13 protein-coding genes are annotated in these 17568 nt (G+C 68.2%); 5 read left to right on the plus strand and 8 right to left on the minus strand.

Annotated elements, in window-relative coordinates:
* Nucleotides 1–25 precede the first annotated feature (25 nt).
* Together maiA and IC535_RS04620 are read right to left on the minus strand one after the other, a co-directional pair.
* Nucleotides 26–682 (minus strand): maleylacetoacetate isomerase, encoded by a 657-nt coding sequence (gene maiA / locus IC535_RS04615; RefSeq protein WP_228885737.1) that lies wholly within the window; start codon nucleotides 680–682, stop codon nucleotides 26–28.
* A 20-nt stretch (nucleotides 683–702) separates the two neighbouring features.
* A complete protein-coding gene (locus tag IC535_RS04620; protein ID WP_228885738.1) occupies nucleotides 703–1692 on the minus strand; it encodes a fumarylacetoacetate hydrolase family protein in 990 nt (329 codons plus the stop codon).
* Between the two features lie 594 nt (nucleotides 1693–2286).
* On the opposite strand from IC535_RS04620, the gene IC535_RS04625 reads away from it, so the two are divergent.
* Complete coding sequence (locus IC535_RS04625; protein ID WP_228885739.1) at nucleotides 2287–3693, plus strand: DEAD/DEAH box helicase; 1407 nt, start codon at nucleotides 2287–2289, stop codon at nucleotides 3691–3693.
* 104 nt (nucleotides 3694–3797) lie between these two features.
* Here the strand turns inward: IC535_RS04625 and IC535_RS04630 are convergent, their stop codons facing one another.
* Both IC535_RS04630 and IC535_RS04635 read right to left on the minus strand, forming a co-directional pair.
* Nucleotides 3798–6380 (minus strand): M14 family zinc carboxypeptidase, encoded by a 2583-nt coding sequence (locus IC535_RS04630; protein ID WP_429000358.1) that lies wholly within the window; start codon nucleotides 6378–6380, stop codon nucleotides 3798–3800.
* Nucleotides 6381–6440: 60 nt separating this feature from the next.
* A complete protein-coding gene (locus IC535_RS04635) occupies nucleotides 6441–9098 on the minus strand; it encodes a TonB-dependent receptor plug domain-containing protein (RefSeq protein WP_306433073.1) in 2658 nt (885 codons plus the stop codon).
* A gap of 186 nt (nucleotides 9099–9284) precedes the next feature.
* Here IC535_RS04635 and queD point away from each other — a divergent pair, with 186 nt between their 5' ends.
* Both queD and IC535_RS04645 read left to right on the plus strand, forming a co-directional pair.
* Nucleotides 9285–9638 (plus strand): 6-carboxytetrahydropterin synthase QueD, encoded by a 354-nt coding sequence (gene queD / locus IC535_RS04640; RefSeq protein ID WP_228885742.1) that lies wholly within the window; start codon nucleotides 9285–9287, stop codon nucleotides 9636–9638.
* Nucleotides 9639–9719: 81 nt separating this feature from the next.
* The gene (locus tag IC535_RS04645) at nucleotides 9720–10070 is read left to right on the plus strand and encodes a phasin family protein (protein ID WP_228885743.1); all 351 of its coding nucleotides are present in this window, start codon (nucleotides 9720–9722) and stop codon (nucleotides 10068–10070) included.
* A gap of 142 nt (nucleotides 10071–10212) precedes the next feature.
* On the opposite strand, the gene asnB is transcribed toward IC535_RS04645, so the two are convergent.
* The gene (gene asnB, locus IC535_RS04650) at nucleotides 10213–12138 is read right to left on the minus strand and encodes an asparagine synthase (glutamine-hydrolyzing) (RefSeq protein ID WP_228885744.1); all 1926 of its coding nucleotides are present in this window, start codon (nucleotides 12136–12138) and stop codon (nucleotides 10213–10215) included.
* Between the two features lie 123 nt (nucleotides 12139–12261).
* A complete protein-coding gene (locus tag IC535_RS04655) occupies nucleotides 12262–12873 on the minus strand; it encodes a porin family protein (protein WP_228885745.1) in 612 nt (203 codons plus the stop codon).
* A gap of 352 nt (nucleotides 12874–13225) precedes the next feature.
* On the opposite strand from IC535_RS04655, the gene IC535_RS04660 reads away from it, so the two are divergent.
* Both IC535_RS04660 and IC535_RS04665 read left to right on the plus strand, forming a co-directional pair.
* Nucleotides 13226–13915 carry a winged helix-turn-helix domain-containing protein gene (locus tag IC535_RS04660; protein ID WP_429000367.1) on the plus strand — a complete coding sequence of 230 codons (690 nt, stop codon included), beginning with the start codon at nucleotides 13226–13228 and terminating at the stop codon, nucleotides 13913–13915.
* 32 nt (nucleotides 13916–13947) lie between these two features.
* Nucleotides 13948–15312, plus strand: a complete 1365-nt coding sequence (locus IC535_RS04665) for an ATP-binding protein (RefSeq protein ID WP_228885747.1) — start codon at nucleotides 13948–13950, stop codon at nucleotides 15310–15312.
* On the opposite strand, the gene IC535_RS04670 is transcribed toward IC535_RS04665, so the two are convergent.
* Nucleotides 15281–16756, minus strand: coding sequence for a sensor histidine kinase (locus IC535_RS04670; RefSeq protein ID WP_228885748.1), 1476 nt, complete (start codon nucleotides 16754–16756; stop codon nucleotides 15281–15283). The genes IC535_RS04665 and IC535_RS04670 overlap by 32 nt on opposite strands.
* Nucleotides 16753–17475, minus strand: coding sequence for a response regulator transcription factor (locus tag IC535_RS04675; protein ID WP_228885749.1), 723 nt, complete (start codon nucleotides 17473–17475; stop codon nucleotides 16753–16755). The genes IC535_RS04670 and IC535_RS04675 overlap by 4 nt, the downstream gene beginning before the upstream one ends.
* Between the last annotated feature and the right edge of the window lie 93 nt (nucleotides 17476–17568).

A 17568-nucleotide genomic window follows, 5' to 3' on the forward strand; every position in this document is an offset into this window, starting at 1 on the left:
CGACCAACGGTCGGCACCTACCGGTTCAGGCCGACGCGTCGGCCTGAACCTCCGGGCGCGCCGCATCGAACGCCGGCAACGCCGCGCAGGCCGCATCGATCCGGGCGATGGTCGGGTACGGCGCCAGATCCAGGTTGAACCGGCGGGCGTTGTACAGCTGCGGCACCAGGCAGCAGTCGGCCAGGCTCGGGCTGTCGCCGTGGCAGTAGCGGCCGGTATCCACCGATTCGACCAGCATGCGCTCCATTGCCTCCAGGCCGACCCGCATCCAGTGCCGGGTCCAGTCGTCGCGCTCGGGCGCCGGCACGTTCCAGGTATCGCCAAAGAACTGCATCACCCGCAGATTGTTCAGCGGGTGGATGTCGCAGGCCACCAGTTGGGCCAGTGCACGCACCCGCGCCCGCCCCTCGGCATCGTGGGGCAGCAGCGCCGGGTCCGGGAACACCTCGTCGAGGTATTCCAGGATGGCCATCGACTGGGTCAGCACGCGCGCGCCATGGCGCAGGGTGGGCACCAGTTCCTGCGGGTTGAGCGCCGCATAGGCGTCGGTGTGCTGCTGGCCACCGTCGCGGACCAGATGCACCGGGGTGATCTGGTGCGGCAGGCCTTTGAGGTTCAGCCCGATCCGCACGCGATAGGCCGCGCTCGAGCGCCAGTAGCTGAACAGCTCGATCGGCTCCATCGACGGGGCGGCGGCGGCGTTCAGGGCGTGGCGGCCGGTTCGATGCGCTGCTCGATCGCACCGAAGATGCTGGCCCCGGCGGCATCGAACATTTCGATCCGGACCACGTCGCCGAACGACATGAACGGCGTGCTCGGCTTGCCGTCGCGCAGGGCTTCTACGGTGCGCAGTTCGGCAAAGCAGGAGGCGCCCTTGCTGGTGTCCTCATTGGCGATGGTGCCCGAGCCGACGATCGCCCCGGCGCCCAGCGGCCGGGTCTTGGCGGCATGGGCGACCAGCTGGGCGAAGTTGAACTGCATGTCCACCCCGGCCTCGGGCGCGCCGAACCAGGCGCCGTTGACGTGGGTGACCAGCGGCAGGTGCACCTTGCTGTCCTGCCAGGCCGGGCCCAGCTCATCGGGGGTGACGAACACCGGCGACAGCGCCGAGCGCGGCTTGGACTGCAGGAAACCGAAGCCCTTGGCCAGCTCGCCCGGGATCAGGTTGCGCAGCGACACATCATTGACCAGGCCGACCAGCTGGATATGGCCGGCGGCCTGCTCGGCGGTGACCGCCATCGGCACGTCGTCGGTGATCACCACCAGCTCCGCTTCCAGATCGATGCCGTAGTCCTCGCTGACCACCTTGACCGCATCGCGCGGGCCATGGAAGCCGGCACTGGTGGCCTGGTACATCAACGGGTCGGTATAGAAGCTCTCCGGCACTTCGGCACCGCGGGCGCGGCGCACGCGCGCCACGTGCGGCAGGTAGGCACTGCCGTCGACGAATTCATAGGCGCGCGGCAACGGCGCGGCCAGGGCCTGCAGGTCGATATCGAACACGCCGTCGGCACTGCCGTCGTTGAGCGATTCGTACAACGCGTTCAGCCGCGGCGCCAGATGGCTCCAGTCTTCCAGTGCCTGCTGCAGGGTCGCCGCGATGCCGGTGGCGCGCACGCCATGGCGCAGGTCGCGCGACACCACGATCAGGGTGCCGTCGCGGCCGCCTTCCTTCAAAGAACCAAGCTTCATGGGTGGGTATCCGGGATCGCGAAATAGGTTTCAAGTGTAATCAAATGCGCGACAGGGTCGCCAGTTGCACCGCCGCATCGCCCACCGTAAAGCATCCTTGCCGCCGCCGGGGCCAAGTGGCAATGCCCGCAGATCCACGCTATGCGTGGATACCGCGCGCAGCGCGGCCCCCATCCGAAGCCACCTTCCCCGTGCTCGCCCCCCAACCGGCGTTGAACACCGATCGAAGCGACCATCAGGGCGTGCATGCCCGGGACGAGAGCATCCACGCATGGCGTGGATCTACGGCGTCTGAGGCCCTCCGCCAAACTGAACAGGGGGATTTGGTATGGATCTCAACTATCCGTTAGACTATCCGGGTCTGCAACGGCCGTCCGTTTCCCTTCGGGACCGCCGGCGATATGGATCCAACGATCCGTCGCCCGCCCCCACTCCGACGCCATTCGTCATGCATTCCAGTCTGCGCACCGCGCCGGCTGCACCCAATTCTCGCAGCGCGGTTTACGGGAACGCTCCGAGTCAGCCGATCACTTTGATCTGCCTCGCGTCCGGCCATTCGGCCTGGCGTTACTTTGTCTTTGGAGCTTCCACCCGATGTCTTTTGAATCCCTGGGCCTTGCCCCGTTCCTGCTGCGCGCGTTGTCCGAGCAGGGCTATGAAAACCCGACCCCGATCCAGGAACAGGCGATCCCGCTGGCCCTGGCCGGCCGCGACCTGCTGGCCGGCGCACAGACCGGCACCGGCAAGACCGCCGCGTTCGGCCTGCCGCTGCTGCAGCACTTGGGCACCAACCCGCAGGCCGTCAACGGCCCGCGCAAGCCGCGTGCGCTGGTGCTGACCCCGACCCGCGAACTGGCCACCCAGGTGCATGACAGCCTGCGCGGCTACAGCAAGTACCTGCGCATCCCCAGCGCCTGCATCTACGGCGGCGTGGGCATGGGCAACCAGTTCGACGTGCTGCGCCGTGGCGTGGACCTGCTGGTGGCCTGCCCGGGCCGCCTGATCGACCACATCGAGCGCCGCAGCGTGGACCTGTCCGGGATCGAGATCCTGGTGCTGGACGAAGCCGACCGCATGCTGGACATGGGTTTCCTGCCCTCGATCAAGAAGATCCTGGCCAAGCTGCCGCGCCAGAACCGCCAGACCCTGCTGTTCTCGGCCACCTTCGAAGAAAGCATCAAGCAGCTGGCGCTGGAATTCATGCGCGACCCGGAACAGATCCAGGTCACCCCGAAGAACACCGTTGCCGAGAACATCAGCCACCGCGTGCACCCGGTCGATGGCCCGCGCAAGCGCGAACTGCTGCTGCACCTGCTGGCCCAGGACAGCCGTGAGCAGACCCTGGTGTTCGGCCGTACCAAGCACGGCTGCGACAAGCTGGCCATGTTCCTGGACAAGTCCGGAATCAAGACCGCGGCGATCCACGGCAACAAGAGCCAGGGCCAGCGCCTGCGTGCGCTGGGCGACTTCAAGGCCGGCCGGGTGACCGTGCTGGTGGCTACCGACATCGCCGCGCGCGGCATCGACATCAACGAGCTGCCGAAGGTCATCAACTACGACCTGCCGATGGTGGCCGAGGATTACGTGCACCGCATCGGCCGCACCGGCCGCAACGGTGCGACCGGCCAGGCGATCTCGCTGGTGGCCCAGGACGAGGCCAAGCTGCTGCGCCAGATCGTGCGCCTGCTGGACAAGGACATGGACATCCGCGACGTGCCCGGCTTCGAGCCGCAGACCCCGATCCGCTGGGGCAACAGCGCGCCGGGCAAGGCCGAACTGCCCGGTGGCGATCGTTCGCCGCGCAAGCACGCGCGTCGTCCGCACGCCGAGGCCCCGCGCCACGCCCATGCCGGCCCGAAGAAGGCCGGCGGTGGCCAACGTGACGGCGCCGGCCGCGGTGCGCCGCGTGGCGGCCAACCGCAGGGCCAGCGCCGTGGCGGTGGCGGCGCCAATGCCGGTGGCGGCCGCAGCCAGGGCGGCGGTGGCGCGCGCGCCAGCTGATTCCTTCGGGCATCGCTGAAACGCAAAAAGGGCGACGCATCTGCGTCGCCCTTTTTTTTGTCTGTCGGGAGCCGGCCAGCGGCCGGCACTACCCCGGCGCGGTCTCAGCCGCGCGGCTTGGTCGGGTTGAGCTGGTTGCCGAAGAAGATCGCGTTCAACAGCAGGCGCTCGGTGCCGTGCCAGTACTTGCGGTGCGCCGGATCATCGGCGAACAGCACCACGTTGCCCTGCCCCTGCGGCGACACCAGCAGCCAGGCGGCACCGGCGACCCGGCTGCGGTTGCGCTCGGACAGGTAGCCGTTGACCTTGGGCGTCTCGTCGATGCGCACCACGGTGGAGAACGGATTGCGGCTGGGCTGGAAGCTCAGGCCGTTCTCCTTGTTCACCGCCAGCTGCCGGCGCGGCACGCCGAAGCCGAGCGGATGGGTGTTGTCCACGTCCGCGCTGAGGATGTTGCCGCTCACGCGTTCGATCGCCGCGATGTCGCGTTGATCGCCGAACGCGCGGCGCGCCGCCTCCGGCTCCTTTTCCTCCGGCCCCAGCACTTCGTCGCTGAGCTTCTGCTCGATCGCCCAGCGTGCGGCGGTGCCGTAGGTGATCAAGGAACCACCGGCGTTGATCCAGCGCTTGAGTGCGGCCACGGCGGTAGCGTCGACGCCGGCATACGTGCCGCCGGCCAGGACGATCGTGGTGTAGCGATCCAGGCTCAACTTGCCGAGCTGGGCCGGGTCGATCTTGCTGGCCGGCAGCTGCAGGTGCCGGTCGAGCAGGAACCAGGCCGAGCCGATCTCGGTGGCGCTGACGCCCTCGCCCATCACCAGCGCCACCGCCGGCTTGCGCAGCGCCTTGACGCTGTCGCTGCCCAGATCGATGCCGCCCCGGCTCTGCCCGCTGGACAGCGCCTGGATGTGCACACCACTGCTGCGCGCGGCCGCGTCGACCGCAGCAAGCAGCTCGGCACCGGCCAGCGGCTGGCCAGCGACCGGCACCACGATGCTGCCATGGCCGAACGACTGCTCCCCCTGCGCGGTGGCCGCGGTGAACGGCTGGAAGGCCGCGCGTGTCAACACGCCCTTGGCCTGCAGAGCGTACAGCGCGCGGCTGGCGTTGTAGTCGCGCCAATCGAACACATAGGCGTAGCCCGCCTGGCCACCCGCCACGCCACCGTTCGCGGCCGGTACGCTGGCCACGCGCTCGCCACCGTCGATCCGGCTGCGGCTGGCGGCAAAGGCGATGCCGTAGGCCGGCGCGATCGCATAGGAGGTGCTGCCGTAGAACACATCGCCCTTGATCGGCGGGGTGTCGGCAAAGATCGAATGCACGAGACGGAACTGCGGCTGCGCGGTCGGCACCACGTAGGCGCTGCCCGGCTCAAAACGCTGGCCGTCCACGGTCACCGGCGTGCTCAACGCCTGTACGGTGATCTGGTGCTGCAGCAGCAGGTCCAGCAGCCGCTGGGTCAGGCCCGGATCGGCTGCATCGCCGAACACGAAGGACTTCACCGGCTGCTGGTTGGCCTGCTTCAGCGCAGACTGGAAGAATTCCTTCTGCAGCTTCAGCAGCCCGTCGCGTTCGGTCACTGCGCCGCGGACGGTGCCCAGACCGGTGGCCACCTGGTTGCGGATGGTGAAGCCGAAGGTCAGCAGGCCGTTGTCCGATTCCTGCACGCGGCCACGCGAACTGGCCTGCTCGACGGTGACGCCGACCGCACCGTGGAAGTCCGGATAGGTCGAGCCGTACACCGGCGAGAAGTTGTCGAAGTTTTCCCCGGTGTAGTACAGCGAGCCCAGCGCATCCAGCGCCTGGGCGTGGTACTTGGCCAAGGTCTTGTTGAAGTCATACGACGACGCCGGAATCAACGGGCTGTGCATGCTCGCCGGCGACGGTTCGAAGTAGTAGGTGCTGTCCTTGCCCATCTCGTGAAAATCGATCTGGACGTTGGGATACCAGCGGTGGAAATAGGCGATCTTTGGCCGCGTGTCCTGCTGGGTCAGGGCCAGCCAGTCGCGGTTGAGATCGGTGAAGTAGTGGTTGGTGCGGCCCTGCGGGAACGGTTCGACGTGTTCCTTGTCGGCCGGGTCGGCCGAGGCCGGCGAGGACGCGTAAGCGTTGTGCCAGCTGGCCGCGCGGTCGCGCCCGTCCGGGTTCTGCGCCGGGTCCAACAGCACCACCGCCTGCTGCAGCCATTGCGCGGTCTCCGCGCTGCGGTTGGCCACCAGGTAGTAGGCGGTCAACAGCGCCGCTTCGCCGCTGGAGGTTTCATTGCCGTGCACGCTGTAGCCCAGCCAGACCACCACCGGGCTGGCGCCGGCGGCGGCCAACGGCTGGGCCGGGTCGGCCAGGGTGACGTGCTGGCGGCGCAGGGTTTCCAGCTGCTGGTGGTTCTGCGCCGAGGTGATGGTGGCGATCAGCAGCGGGCGGCCTTCGTAGCTGCTGCCGATGCGCTCGACCCTGATCTTGTCCGAGTGCCTGGCCAGTTCGTCGAAGTAGGCCACCAGCTGGTCGTGCCGGGTGTAGCGGCTGCCGATCTCGTAGCCCAGGAACTGTTGCGGAGTGGGGATGGACGGATCGAAATCACCGCCCTGCGGAAAAAAGTACGCGCTCTGCGCGAACGCCGGCGCAGCCAGCAACCACAACGAACCCACCAGCCAGGCGATGGGACGCGACACGACACGATGCAAGGACACAGCAATTCCCCATGGAACGGGGGCCGGCATCGATGCCGGCCCCGATGGATACGGACGGTGTTAGAAGCGGTAGTCGAAGCCGACCGTGAAGTAGCGCCCGCGCAGGTCGTACTGGCTGAAATCGTACGGCGCGCGGATGCCCGGGAACGAGGCGTCGTAGGGCGGTTCCTCATCGGCCAGGTTCTGGATCTTGGCGTAGACGGTGAGCTTGTCGATGCCGCTATAGGCCAGGTACAGATCGAACTGGTTGTAGGCATCGACACGATCCTGCACGGCGCTGGCCGCGGCGCTGGCCTTCTGGTCGTAGCCGCTGGTGTAGTACCAGGTCAGCGCGGTGCGGAAGTCGCCGTAGCTCCAGTCGAAGGTGGTGGTGGCCTTGTTGCTGGGCAGGGTGGCGCCCAGGTTGCTGCCGGCATAGTCCACCAGCTGGCCACCGACCACGGTCGGGCGGCTGTAGTTGCGCACGTGGGTGAAGGCGCTGCTGAGCGCGAAGTCGCCGGCGCGTTCGGTGGGGAAGCGCTGGCGCAGTTCCACGTCGAAGCCGGAGGTCTTCAGTTCGCTCAGGTTCTGGTAACGGTTGTATACCGCCAGCAGCTTGCCGCGTTCATCGCGCAGCACCGCACCGGGCACGTTGTCGTTGACCAGGGTCTGGGTGTTGTTGGTACCGACCAGGTTCTCCAGTTCGATGCGGTAGTAGTCCACGCTCAGGCTGGTGTTGGACCACGGCGAGAGCACGATGCCGGCATTGAAGCTCTTGGTACGTTCGGGCCTGAGGTCGTTGTTGCCGACGGTGAAGAAGGTCGGGTTCTGGCGCGAGCCGGGCACGTCCGGGTCGCGCGGGTCGATCACGCTGCCGTAGGCGATGCTGGTGCTGTTGGAGTTCTCCGACAGCGACGGCGCGCGGAAGCCCTTGGAGGCGGCCGCACGCACCAGCAGGATGTCCCACGGCTGCCAGCGCAGGCTCAGCTTGGGCGAGAACGCATCGCCGAAATCGCTGTAGTGGTCCGCGCGCGCGGCGGCCTGCAGTTCCAGGCGCTGCGCCAGCGGCACGTTGACTTCGGCATAGGCGGCGGTGACCTTGCGCTCGCCATGCACTTCGGCGATGGCCGGGCGGATCTGCAGGCCGGCGTCGATCTGCCAGGGGTTGTTGGAATCGAGCTTCTCGCGGCGCCATTCGGCCCCGGCGGCGAAACCGATCTCGCCGGCCCAGGTGTGGCCGAGCGCGCCGGAGATCTTGGCATCCACACCCTGCAGGACCGACTCGGCCGGGCGCAGCGTGCTGATGTTGATCGCGTTGAGCACCTCGGCCGGGGTGGCCGATGGGTTGAGCAGGTTGTAGCTGCCACTGGCCAGTGCACCAGCCAGTGCGTAGCGGTTGGCGAAGCCACCGGAGACGGTTTCGCGCTCGCTGCTGCGCGCGCCGAACGCGCCCACTTCCCAGTCCCAGTTCTGCAGGCTGCCGCGCAGCCCGACCAGGCCGCGGTAGGCCTGCGAACGGTTGGTCTTGATGGTCGGGCCGAGGTTGAAGAAGGTGTATTCGATCGGCACTACGCGGCCGTACGGGTTGTACGGGCTGCTGGCCGGCAGGCTGGAAGACACCGGTTCGGCCAGGCCGGTTGCGGCGTTGAGCGCGAAACGGCCGCTTTCCAGAGTGAAGAACGGGCTGCTGCCGAACCAGGCCACGCCCTTGATGTCGCTGTACAACGCCTCGGCGAAGGCTTCGACGTTGTCATTCACCCGGAAGGTGCCGTTGACGTAGGCCTGGTAGCGTTTGGTCGATGGAATCAGGGTGGTGTACGGGGCCTGGTTGAAGCCGCAGGTATTGCCGGCCAGGCCGTCGATCGGCGCGCTGGCCACCAGCTCGGTGCCCTGCGGGCACTGGCCGTTGGCATCGAGCATCGGCACCGAGGTGCCGTTGATCAGATAGCGCGCACCCTTGGCCGACCAGCCGTTCCAGCGCCCGCCGGGCTGGTCGCTGTAGATGCCGGACTTGGTCAGGTCGCGCTGGTCCTGGTCCAGCCGTTCGCGGTTGTAGCCCTCCAGGCTGACCAGGATGTTGTAGCCGTCCGCATCCAGGTCGCCGATGCCGCCGATGAATTTCAGTTTCTGCTCGTCCAGCCCACCCTGGTCGGCGGTGCCCAGGCTGCCGCCGAGTTCGGCGCCCTGGAAATTCTGCCGGGTGATGATGTTGACCACGCCGGCCACGGCATCGGAGCCGTACACCGCCGAGGCGCCGTCCTTGAGCACTTCGATGCGCTCAACGGCGACCAGCGGCAGCGCGTTGAGGTTGACGAAGGTATCCGACAGGCCGCCGGCCGGGAAGCCGTAGTTGGCCAAGCGGCGGCCGTTGAGCAGCACCAGCGTGTTCTTCTGCGACAAGCCGCGCAGGCCGATGCCGGCCGAACCGGAGGCCCAGCCATTGTTGGTGGTTTCGTTGTTGGCATTGCCGGTGTTGGCCGAGATCGAACGCAGCAGGTCGGCGACGGTGGCCTTGCCGGTCTGCTCCAATTGCTGGCGGTCGATCACCTGTACCGGATTGGCGGCCTCGGTGTCGCTACGCTTGATGTTGGAACCGGTGACCCGCACCGCGGCGAGGGTCTTGCTGTCGCCGGCGGCATCGGCAGTGGGGGAGGCATCGCCGGCGGCGAGGGCGGTGGCGGGCAAAGGCGCCGCCAGCGCGGCAGCAAGTGCCGCTACAAGAAGGGTTGGCTTGGGCATGACTTCAGTGGGGTGGTGAACGACAAGTTCCGCAGTAGTCCATGCCGGGCCATGAACCGGCCAATAACATCTCTTCATACGGATATAAGAGAAAATAACATCTCTTCATCCGGATGGATATGTTTTGGCGGGGATCAGAACGGCCATTGCCGTCACCGCCCGGCGCCGGCCCCGTACAATGGGCCCATGGAAATCTTCAAAGTCTTTACCCTGGAGGCCGCCCACCGCCTCCCCAACGTGCCGCCGGGCCACAAGTGCGCGCGCCTGCACGGGCATTCGTTCCGGGTGGAACTGAAAGTGGAAGGCGAGCCGGGCGAGCACAGCGGCTGGATCATGGACTTCGGCGATGTCAAAGCCGCCTTCCAGCCGATCTACGAGCGCCTGGACCACCACTACCTCAACGACATCCCCGGCCTGGACAACCCCACCAGCGAGCGCCTGGCGATCTGGATCTGGAACGAGCTCAAGCCGTCCCTGCCCCAACTGAGCGAAGTCACCGTGCATGAAACCTGCACCTCCGGCTGCCGTTACCGCGGCTGAGGCCGCGCGCGGTAAAAAATTTTGTTGCAACGCACCACAATCGGCGTATGCTGCAATGCATCAACGTTCTCGAGCCGTCCCATGACGTCCGCGTTCACCGATTCCTTCAGCGACTACACCCGCCAGCTGGCCGCCACGGCCACGCGCGCCAATCGGCTCGCGCTGGAAAATGCCGAAAGCATGTTCGGCGTGCAGTTGAAGAGCCTGGAGAAGAGCATCACCGCCACCAGCGGGTTCCTCGGTGACATCGTGCAGTCACAGGAACCTGCCACGCTGTTGCCCAAGGGCGCGCAGCTGGCCCGCGACAACCTCTCCCGTTGGGCCAGCGCCAGCCAGGAAGTGATGGGGCTGGGCCTGAAAGCCTCCCAGGCCTTCGGCGACCTGGCACGGCAGCCCCTGGCGGGCGCCGGCACCGGCGCCGGCAGACGCTGAGCCCTACCGACATCGAATTTGCGTGGGTCCCTCCCCCCACGCAATCCCAGACCCGACAGAACCCTCCCTCTGTCGGGTCTTTTTTTGCCTGTCATGCAGGCGCGAGCCATGCCCGAACATCGTGGTGCCCGAACGCGGCCCTTCAGCCCGGTGGCGACGCCAGCTCGGCCTGGTAGCGCGCGTACCAAGCCTGGAACATCAGAATCGGCCATAGGTGGGTGTGCCATTTGCGCTGGCCGGCGCAGAAGTCCTGCCACATGCCGCGCACGATGGGCACCTGGAAACAGCCTTCGCGCTGCAACCGCACCGGATCCAGCAGTTCCTCGGCCCAGGGCCGCAACGGACCGGCCAGCCAGCTCGCCAGCGGTGGGCCGAAACCGCGCTTGGGGCGATCCACCAGCGCATCGGGCAGGTGCCGGCGCAGCACCGCCTTGAGCACGCGCTTGTGCATGCCACCGGCGTACTTCAACTCATCCGGCAGCGACCAGGCGAACCGGATCACCTCCAGGTCCAGCAGCGGGGCCCGGGTGTCCAGCCCGAACGCACGGCCGGCGCGGTCGACCTTGGCCAGCACCCCATCGCCCAGGTCCATCCGGAAGTCGAGGTAGCGCACCCGGTCGGCATCGCTGCCGGTGCGCAGCCATTGCGTCGGGTCGGTGAAGCAGGTCGCCGGTTCGCTACCGCCGCGTACCACCCGGGCCGGGTCGCGCCAGCGCGACACGCGCAGCAGGTAATGCCCTTCCACCTGCTGTGCCGTCGCCTCGGCGGCGACGGCGGCCAGCCCACCCAACCGCGCACGTTCGGGGTCGCGCGCCTGCCAGGCACCCAGCCGCCGGCGCAGCAGCGCGGGCACCTGCCGCGCCCAGCGCGCATTGCGCACCGCCCGCGCATAGCTGGCATGCCCATGGAACAGCTCGTCGCCGCCGTCGCCGGTCAGCACCACCGGCACGTGCCGGGCCACCAGGCTGCTGGCCAGCAGCGTCGGCAGCTGCGAGGCATCGGCGAACGGCTCGCACCATACTTCGGGCAGGCGTTGCACCTGCGCCAACGCCTCCTCGCCCTGCATCACATGTTCGGTATGCCGGGTGCCGAGCTGGCGCGCTACCTGCGCCGCCCAATGGCGTTCGTCATGGCCGGGATCGGCGAACCCCAGGGTGAAGGTATCGATCGGCAACGCGCTCTGCGACTGCGCCAATGCCGCCACCACCGAAGAATCGGTACCGCCGGACAGGAACGTGGCAACGCGGCCGCGTTGTGGCCCGGCGCTGACGACGGCGCCGCGCAACAGCACATCCAGCTGCCCGGTCGCGGTAGCCAGGTCGCAGGCCGTTGCCTCCACCTCGGCCTTGGCCGTTTCGATCTCCGCGCGCGGGCACCAGTAGCGGCACACCGCATCTTCGGGGCGGTGCACCGCCGCACCGGCGGCCAGCGCGGCGGCATCGAGCTTCACCGCGTGGCCCGGCGCCAGCTTGAACACCCCCTGCAGGATGCTGTGCGGCGCCGGAATATAGCCGTAGCGCAACAACAGGGTCAGCGCATCGCGGTCGACCCCGGCATGGAAACGCGGGTGGCCGAACATCGCCTTGAGCTCGGAACCGAACAGGAACATGCCCGCGTTCCAGCCGTAGTACAACGGTCGCTGCCCGGCGCGGTCGCGTACCAGCCACAGCTGCCCTTCCTGCGCATCCCACAGCACCAGTGCGAACGCACCCCGGCAGCGCGACAGGCTGCGCCGCAGCCCCCAGCGCACGACGGCCTGCAGGACCAGCTGCGCATCGCAGGCCGGATGCTCCGGGTCCAGCCGCAACGCCCGGCGCAGGTCGCTGCGGTTGCACACGCTGCCATCGAGCACCAGCACGAAACGGCCGCAAGGCGATGCCAGCGGTTGGGCGTCGCTGGTACGCAGCGTGCCGCAGTGGGCCAGCGCCACGCCGCTGGCCGGGTCCAGCCAGTGATGCCGGCCGCCGCTGGCGCTGCGATGCAGGCGCTGGATCATGCTCTGGATGGCCTGGGCCTGCAGCGCCGGGGCGCACCCGCGGCGGTCGACCACGCCGCACAGGCCGCTCATGCCAACCTCCTGCCGCCGGCGCGTGGGGGGTATCGGTGCTTCATTGACGTCTCCTTCGGTGACAGCGTCCGGCCGCCGTCTGCCACGGCTGCAAGGCAGCCACGGCGCAGCGGCTGCGGTCGATCAGAACCGGTAGTTCAGACCGGCCGTCCACTGCGTGGTGGCCAGCGACTCGGCGCCGATGGCCTCGTTGAATGCCTTGCTGGATATGGCCAGCGTCGACCACTCCATGCGCATCGACAGGGCACGGTTGAGGTGGAAGTTCGCGCCCAGCGCCAGCATTGGCGAGGAGCTGGTGCCGCGTACCGTGCGCGGCCCGCTGCGCTCGGCCGCGGACTGGAAGTTGTAACGGGTCCTGCCCACGCCGGCCTTGCCAAACAACTCGAAGCGATCGCCGATCGGCAGGTAACCCACTGCACCCACGCCCAGCGATTTGCCATCCACGCCACCGATGCCTTCGCGCCGCGCCTGCCCGGCCATATCGGCATAGGTGCTTTCCACCCCGAAATAGTTGTTGAAACGGTAGCCGGCACCCAGCTGGTAGCTGGTGTTGCTGCTGGTGTTGCCGCGCTTCTGCCCGGGCGGCGTTGCAGCGGCCTTGGTCCTCCACTCGGTGCTGGCCGCACCGACACCGGCAAACACATAGCTGCCTTCGCGATCATGGGCCATGGCCGGGGCACTGGCGGCGAACAGGGACAGGCATGCGGCGATGACAGCGTTGCGTTGAATGGACATGTTCCACTCCTTGGTTGGGGAGCCCCATGCTGGCAGCGCCACGCCTGCCACTCAGCAGCGAAATCGTCGGCCGTGTGCAACCAAACCGCAGTGTTGGGTAACGGCGTGTAACCACACGCCATATGCGACATCCCGCCAGGCCCGCGAACCGGCGCGCGCCGCCGTCACCAGACCGATTGCGACACGCCCGCGGTCTGGCCCGATCGGCTGCCGCGGTGCGTAGATGCCGCTGCATGCACCTCTGCGCGACAGCTGAACCGCAGGTTCGGTTTGGCGGTTGCCCGGCCGACGCCGGGCGCAGCAAGATCCGGCACGATGCGTCTCCCTGCCTGGAGGCGGCAGGAGCATGCAAGTGATCGATATCGTGGTAGTCGAAGACGACGAGCGCCTGGGCGCGCTGATAACCCAGTACCTGGTGCGTCACGGCTACCACGTGCTGCTTGAACCGGACGGAGCCCAGGCCGAGGCCACCGTGCTGGCGCAGGCGCCGGCCGCGGTGCTGCTCGACGCCACCCTGCCCGGCCGCGACGGCTTCGACATCTGCCGTACGCTGCGCCCCCGCTATGCCGGGGTGATCTGCATGCTGACCGCCCGCAACGACGATATCGACCAGGTACTGGGGCTGGAGCTGGGCGCCGACGACTACATCGGCAAGCCGATCGAGCCGCGCGTGCTGCTGGCCCGGCTGCGTGCGCACCTGCGCCGCCAGTCGCCGGCGCGGCGCGAACCCGATGCACTGTGCTTTGGCCGGTTGCGGATCAACCGCAGCAGCCGCGAGGTACACCTGCATCAGGCACGGGTAGATCTGACCGATGCCGAGTTCGACCTGCTGGTGGTACTGGCCGAAGGGGTCGGGCGCATCTTCAGCCGCGAGGACCTGTTCCAGTCGCTGCGCGGGATCAGTTTCGATGGCACCGACCGCTCCATCGATGCGCGGGTATCTCGGCTGCGCCGCAAGCTGGGCGACGACCAGGAGCCGGCGCAAGGGATCAAGACCGTGCGCGGCCGCGGCTATCTGTTCAACCGGGGCGCCTGGGAATGAGCACGCCACCACCACCGGCCGCTGATGCTCCCATGCCACCGCAGCCCGGGCACTTCCGCGTGTTCCTCGGCTACTGCCTGCCCTTCGTGGTGGTCTACCTGCTGCTGTTGGTCGCCGGGCTGTGGCTGTGGTCCGGGGTGACGTTCTGGGAAGAAGCCGAGGACAGCGTGCATTGGCGCGCACAGACCCAGGGCACCCATGCCCTGCTGCAGGACCGCTACGCAACGACTGAACCGGCGCAATGGCCTGCACTTACCACGCAACTGCAGAAGCGCTTCGCCTACCCGCTGCGGCTGCAGACACTGGCCGAGGCCACCGCCGATCTCAGCACCACCCAAGCCACGGCATTACGCGAAGGCAAACACGTGGTCTCGCGCAGCACCACCAGCTACGAGCGCCTGCACGGCAGCAGCCAGGTGGTGGTGTTGGGCGACTTCCTGGACTACCCCGAGCCGGAAGCGCCCTGGCAGGAGACCGCCGAAGAGGTAGTGCACCAGCTGATGCTGCTGCTCAACATCATGCTGGCCATCGCCTTGCCGCTGTACTTCCTGGTCTACCGCGTCTGGGCCGATGTCTATGCACTGCGCGGCGTGGCCCGGACCCTGCGCGAAGGGCCTGCGCACGCCGGCATCCCGCCGGTGCGCACGCGCCTGGTCCGCCCGTTACAGGAAGCCCTGCGCACGCTGTCGGCACGCCTGCAGGTGCTGCTGGAAGGCCAGCGCATCCTGTCCGATGCGGTCGCCCATGAGATCCGCACCCCGCTGGCACGGATGCGTTTTGGTGTGGAGATGCTGCGCGATGCCGGCAGCGAGCACGAGCGCGAGCAGTTGCTGGACGGCATCCTCGGCGATGTGCTGCGGCTGGAGCAGTTGGCCGAGGCCGGCATCGACTACTCGCGGATCGGGCGCATGCAACGCATCGACGGCGAACGGATCGGCGTGCGTGCGCTGTTCCAGCAGCTGCGCCATGCGGCCTGCGTGCCGGCTGCGGTCACCGTCACCCTGCGCGGCACCGAGGTTGGCGTAGTGCATGCCAACCGCGCGGCGCTGCAGCTGGCGCTGCGCAACCTGCTGGGCAATGCGCTGCGCCATGCGCGCAGCCAGGTGCAGCTCAGTGCCGAGCGCAGCGGCCAGTGGCTGGTGCTGGCGGTGGACGACGACGGCCCCGGCGTGGATGCCGCGCTGCGCGAGCGAATTTTCCAGCCCTATGTGCAGCTGCAGCCGCATGACGATGGCTTCGGCCTGGGGCTGGCGATCGTGCAGGTGATCGCCGAGAAGCACGGCGGCCACGCCGACGTGGTCGACTCGGCGCTGGGCGGGGCGCGTTTCCGCATCCTGCTGCCGCCGGCAGCGTCGCCGGGATCGGTCAGCGCGGGGGCACCGCCGCCGGCAGGGTGAACACGAACAGGGCGCCTGCGCGGCTGTCGAGCAGGCGGATCTGGCGCTGATGCAGCTGCACGATGCGGTGCACGATCAACAGGCCCAGCCCGCCGCTGTCCGGGCGCTGGCTGCCCAGTGCCGGCGGGGTGGTGAACAGGGTATCGCGGCGCTCGGCCGGAATGCCCGGGCCGCTGTCGGCGATGCTGACCTGCACCTCGCCGTCCTGCGCGCGCAGCACCACCTCGATGCGGCCGCCTTCGGGGGTATGCCGGATCGCGTTGTCGAGCAGGTTGGTCAGCACCCGCTCGATCAGGCCCAGGTCGGCCACCACCGCCGGCAGGCCCGGGGCGATATCGGCCTGCAGGGTCTGCCGGCGCGCCTGCGCGGCCAGTTCGAATTTCTGGAACACATCCTGCACCAGGTCCGGCAGCGAGAACGCCTGCCGGTCCAGCACCACCGCGCCATGCTCCAGCCGCGCCAGCTCGAACAGCGCGCGGGCCAGCGCACCGACCTTCTGGCTCTGCGCCAGGGCGATGCCCAGGTAGCGTTGACGCTCGTCGGCACCGAGCGTGGCGTCCTTCAGCGCCAGCGTTTCCAGGTAACCGTGCAGCGAGGACAGCGGCGTGCGCAGGTCGTGGGAGATGTTGGCGACCAGTTCGCGCCGCTGCAGGTCCTGCTGGCGCAGCTGCTGCCACTGCTCGCCCAGACGCTGGGCCATATGGCCGAAACTGTGCTGCAGGATGGCCAGCTCGTCGCGCTCGCCGGCGCGCAGCGGGGTCGGCGGCAACAGCGTGCCGGCACCGGCGGCGTCCACGTCGAAGGCCTGGATGCGCCGGGTCAGCTGGCGCAGCGGACGGGTCACCCAGCGGAACGCGACCACGCCGGCCAGCAGGCCCACCACCGCCACGATCGCCAGCGACCACAACGTAGTGCGCAGCGTGGCATTGCCGGCGATGCTGGCCGCCAGCGCCTCGCGCTGTTCGCCCACCAGCACCACGTAGATATAGCCGGCCTGGCGGCCCTGCACCCACAGCGGGGCCGCGTTGAATACCTTGCGCCCGCTGGCGCTGCGCGGGTCGTCGCCGAGGATCGGCAACGGCGCGCCGCCGAGCAGCGCGCGTACCGGTGCCAGGTCGACCCGGTCGCGCCTGAGGTGGCCGCTGGGCGCATCGTGGCCGAGGATGCGACCTTGCTCGTCCAGCAGGTACACCTCCACGCTGGGGTTGACCGCCATCAGCTTGCCGAACAACGCGCGGACTTCGCCGCCGCGCATGCCGCGCGCATCCATCAGTTCGCCGCTGCGCGCGATGTGTTCGGCCAGGCCGCGCGAGAGCCGCTGCACGGTTTCCTGCTCGTGCACGCTGGTGCTGCGCATCTGGATCCAGACCAGCGCGCCGCAGCACACCAGCAGCAGCGCGCAGAACACCACCGACAGCCGCTGCGACAGGGTCAGGCGGATCATGCCGGCGCCCCATCGGCGGCATCGACCAGCTTGTACCCACGCCCCCATACCGTCTGGATGCGTTGCGGCGCGGCCGGGTCGCGCTCGATCTTGTTGCGCAGCCGGTTGATGTGGGTATTGACGGTGTGTTCGTAACCGTCGTGCTGGTAGCCCCAGACCTGGTTGAGCAGGTCCATGCGCGAGTACACCTGGCCGGGATGGCGGGCGAAGAAGTACAGCAGGTCGAACTCGCGCGGGGTCAGCTCCAGCGTGCGACCTTCCAGCTGCACGGTGCGCGCGACCGGGTCGATGCGGATCCCGGCCACGTCCAGTTCGCCGGCATCGATGCGCGCGTTCTGCGCCATCGCCTCGACCCGGCGCAGTAGCGCCTTGACCCGCGCCACCAGTTCCAGCATCGAGAACGGCTTGGCCAGGTAGTCATCGGCACCCAGTTCCAGCCCGAGGATGCGGTGCACTTCACTGGCGCGCGCACTGGTGATGATGATCGGGGTGTAGCGCGCCATCGCGCGGGCTTGCCTGCAGATTTCCAGGCCATCCACGCCGGGCAGCATCAGGTCCAGCACCAATGCGCTCCACGGCTGCGCCTGGAGCAGGGCCAGGCCTTCATCGCCGGTGGCGGCGTGGGTCACCTCGTAGCCCTCGTCGCGCAGGTGCATGCGCAGCAGGGTGGCGATGTGGACATCGTCCTCGACGATCAGGACACGCTTGGCGCTGCTCATCGGTGCGGGGTGGCCGGCCGGGGGGATGGCTGCATTGTCGACGGATCCGGCCTGGAATGTGTCACGGAAAATTTAACCCTGCGTGAGGATTCG

Origin of the sequence: Stenotrophomonas rhizophila (genome assembly GCF_020857975.1) — a bacterium.
In the GTDB taxonomy this organism is placed as follows: domain Bacteria; phylum Pseudomonadota; class Gammaproteobacteria; order Xanthomonadales; family Xanthomonadaceae; genus Stenotrophomonas; species Stenotrophomonas rhizophila_C.